Here is a 3,634-nt window from a genome sequence, read left to right as displayed (position 1 = left end):
CGGCGTCGCCCGCGCCGCCCATGCGGCGCGCTGCCGCGACGCCCCGCCGAACCGCGCCGCCGCAGCGGCGCCTTTCCATAACAACAGGAGAAACACGTGTCCGTCGAAGTTGACCGTCAAGTTCCCGATTTCACCGCACCGGCCACGGGCGGCGACATTTCGCTGTCCGACCTGAAGGGCAAGAAACTCGTGCTGTACTTCTATCCGAAGGACAACACGCCGGGCTGCACGACCGAAGGGCTGCAGTTCCGCGATCTCTATCCGAAGTTCAAGAAAGCCGGTGCGGAAGTCATCGGCGTGTCGCGCGACAGCCTGCGCTCGCATGACAACTTCAAAGCAAAGCTCGAACTGCCGTTCCCGCTGATTTCCGATGCCGACGAAGCGCTGTGCGCGCTGTTCGATGTCATCAAGATGAAGAAAATGTATGGCAAGGAAGTGCGCGGAATCGAGCGCTCGACGTTCCTGATCGACGCCGACGGCGTGCTTCGCCAGGCATGGCGCGGCATCAAGGTACCGGGCCATGTGGACGACGTGCTAAGTGCTGTACAAGCGCTTTGAGGCGCGTTATATTGGGCCGCAATGAATGCCAGTTCGCCCCATATTTCTCGTAGCTGCGCCGGTGCTCGATGCGATGCTTTCCGGCACTTGACGCGCATCACGACCGTATCAGCCGAGCCGCATGTCCCTGTCGACGGGGCAGCGGCTTTTTTTATGGATTGCGCGCCGGCCCTCGGTCCGGCCCTCACCCCGTCAAGGAGCTGATCGACACTTAGGCGAACCGGCTAGACGAACTTCCTGTGCGCCACCGCGCGCAAACTGCATGCGTCTACGTCACGCAGGATGCGATCAGCGGCGCACGCCATGCGACACGATTCCTCCCGAGGGACACCATGCCTTTGCCTACTCCCCCCAGCAAGCTCGGCAGCCTCCTGCCGCCCGACGAATACAAGGTGAAAGCGCGGCCCGCGAAAGCCGCGAAGAAATCCGCCGAAGGGGACGCATCCACAGCCGGTGACTACGGTCCGGCGAGCGTGGCCCAACCGATGATCGAAGCCGCGAACACGGCCGCGCCGCTGCGCGCCGTCGCGTCTTCGGCGCAGGAAACCGCGAGCGCACCCGCGCGCGGTCGCAAGACCAAACAGACGGCCGCACTGTTGCAGCCGATGCCGGCACCTGCCGAACCCGCGGCGCCGGTCGTCGCGCGCAATGACAAGCCGGCCGCCGGCAAACCGGCCGCGGCTCCCGCGCGCGACACGGGCGCCGCGACGAAATCGCGCAGCCGCAAGGCCGCCGAAGCCGAACAGCAGAAACTGTTCGTGCTCGACACCAACGTGCTGATGCACGACCCGAGCAGCCTCTTCCGCTTCGAGGAACACGACGTCTATCTGCCGATGATGACGCTCGAGGAACTCGACAACCACAAGAAGGGGATGTCCGAAGTCGCGCGCAACGCACGCCAGGTCAGCCGCACGCTCGACGCGCTGGTCGCCGACGCGGGCCCGATCACGGCCGGCATTCCGCTGTCGCGCCTCGGCAGCCGCGAGGCGGTCGGCCGCCTGTACTTCCAGACGAAGCTCACCGACATCGCGCCCGTCGAAGGCTTGCCCGAAGGCAAGGCCGACAACCAGATCCTCGGCGTCGTGCGCGCGCTGCAGCGCGACCGGCCGGACCGTCAGGTCGTGCTGGTGTCGAAAGACATCAACATGCGGATCAAGGCGCATGCGCTCGGCCTGCCCGCTGAAGACTACTTCAACGACCAGGTGCTCGAGGATTCGGATCTCCTGTACAACGGCGTGCGTGAGCTGCCGCAGGATTTCTGGACCAAGCATGCGAAGGGCATGGAGAGCTGGCAGGACACGAAGACGGGCACCACGTACTACCGCGTGACGGGCCCGCTCGTCGCGTCGATGCTCGTCAACGAGTTCGTCTATCTCGAGCCGCAGAACGGCGAGCCGACGTTCCATGCGATCGTCCGCGAACTGAACGGCAAGACGGCGCTGCTGCAGACACTGCGCGACTACAGCCACCACAAGAACAACGTGTGGGGCATCACCGCGCGCAACCGCGAGCAGAATTTCGCGCTGAACCTGCTGATGAACCCGGAGATCGACTTCGTCACGCTGCTCGGCCAGGCCGGTACCGGCAAGACGCTCGTCGCGCTCGCGGCCGGCCTCGCGCAGGTGCTCGACGACAAGCGCTACAACGAGATCATCGTCACGCGCGCGACCGTGCCCGTCGGCGAGGACATCGGCTTCCTGCCCGGTACCGAGGAAGAGAAGATGCAGCCGTGGATGGGCGCATTCGACGACAACCTCGAAGTGCTGCAGAAGACCGACGACGCCGCCGGCGAATGGGGGCGTGCCGCGACGCAGGAACTGATCCGTTCGCGCCTGAAGGTGAAGAGCATGAACTTCATGCGCGGCCGCACGTTCGTCGACAAGTACCTGATCATCGACGAGGCACAGAACCTGACGCCAAAGCAGATGAAGACGCTCGTCACGCGCGCGGGCCCGGGCACGAAGATCGTGTGCCTCGGCAACATCGCGCAGATCGACACGCCGTACCTGACCGAAGGCAGCTCGGGGCTCACGTATGTCGTCGACCGCTTCAAGGGCTGGGGCCACAGCGGCCACGTGACGCTCGCGCGCGGCGAACGCTCGCGACTCGCCGACTACGCGTCGGACATCCTGTAACGCGACAGGCCGGCCCGTCGGCCGGCTGTCGACGCATCGCGGCGCTCTGTTTCCGGAGCGCCGTTTTTATTTTTGGGGTCTGAAACGTTGGTCATGCATCGTTACGCAACAGCCGCACTTACGCGCGAAACTTCAAGTAAATTCTCAGGAACGGTTGCTTAAGCCCCGCCGGAACGTCTACCATCGGGTCTGTCTGTTGTCATACGATTCGCGAGCGTCCCGCGCTCGCCCGCCTTGCCATGCTTCGAATCTGGGTTCCCGTTGCTGTCGTTTCACTGCTTGCGGCCTGCTCCAGCGTGCCGCCGCAGTCGGCATCGCGCCCCGCGTCGGGCATGAAGATCACGACGCCGCGCGCATTCCCCGCCCCCGCCAATTTCCCGAAGTTCGTCGATCACAGCGTCGGCCAGGAAGAAATTTCGATCCAGGCGATGAGCCTCGTCGGCGTCCCGTATCGCTGGGGCGGCAACACGCCGACGAGCGGCTTCGACTGCAGCGGGCTCGTGCGCTACGTGATCGGCCGCGCAGCCGACGTGAACCTGCCGCGCACGACCGCCGACATGAGCGGCCGCGGTGTATCGGTCGAGCCCGACCAGATCGCGCCGGGCGACCTGATCTTCTTCAACACGACCGGACGGCCGCATTCGCACGTCGGCATCTACGTCGGCAAGCTGCGCTTCGTCAACGCACCGTCGACGGGCGGCACCGTGCGGCTCGACTACCTGACGAACCCGTACTGGGCCAAGCGTTTCGACGGCATTCGCCGCGTCGCGCCGCCGCGCGGGGCACCTACGCCGTTCGATGCGCCGACCTACGAGGCGAAGCGCGACGAGCCGCACAGCGCGCCGGTCGTTGCGCCCGCCCCTGTCGTCGTGACTGCCGCCGCGCCGCGGCAGCCGGCCTATACGCAGTCGCAAGCCGCCGCGACCCGGGCGCCTGCCCCG

At 65.6% G+C, this 3,634-nt stretch carries 3 protein-coding genes and 1 pseudogene; 3 read left to right on the top strand and 1 reads right to left on the bottom strand.

The features are described 5' to 3' along the window. The first annotated feature begins 96 nt into the window (after positions 1-96). Positions 97-558, top strand: a complete 462-nt coding sequence (locus DPV74_RS39945; RefSeq protein WP_006756046.1) for a peroxiredoxin — start codon at positions 97-99, stop codon at positions 556-558. 192 nt (positions 559-750) lie between these two features. Here DPV74_RS39945 and DPV74_RS42030 read toward each other — a convergent pair. Continuing rightward, positions 751-995, bottom strand: a pseudogene (locus DPV74_RS42030) (hypothetical protein); the annotation flags it as partial. On the opposite strand from DPV74_RS42030, the gene DPV74_RS39940 reads away from it, so the two are divergent. Both DPV74_RS39940 and DPV74_RS39935 read left to right on the top strand, forming a co-directional pair. Next, positions 891-2,693 carry a PhoH family protein gene (locus tag DPV74_RS39940; RefSeq protein WP_059694576.1) on the top strand — a complete coding sequence of 601 codons (1,803 nt, stop codon included), beginning with the start codon at positions 891-893 and terminating at the stop codon, positions 2,691-2,693. The pseudogene DPV74_RS42030 and the gene DPV74_RS39940 sit on opposite strands and share 105 nt — an antisense overlap. A 239-nt stretch (positions 2,694-2,932) precedes the next feature. Continuing rightward, positions 2,933-3,634, top strand: a 702-nt coding sequence (locus DPV74_RS39935) for a C40 family peptidase (RefSeq protein ID WP_162923293.1), incomplete at its 3' end; no start/stop codon positions are given.

Origin of the sequence: Burkholderia sp. HAN2018 (genome assembly GCF_024704855.1) — a bacterium.
Classification (GTDB): Bacteria; Pseudomonadota; Gammaproteobacteria; order Burkholderiales; family Burkholderiaceae; genus Burkholderia; species Burkholderia cepacia.
The sequence above is the reverse complement of the archived record's forward strand: the minus strand, read 5'-3'. Positions and strand labels throughout refer to the sequence as shown.

Excerpts from the sequence above, each read along its gene's own strand:
- DPV74_RS39940 (WP_059694576.1), top strand. The coding sequence starts at position 891 with ATGCCTTTGCCTACTCCCCCCAGCAAGCTCGGCAGCCTCCTGCCGCCC.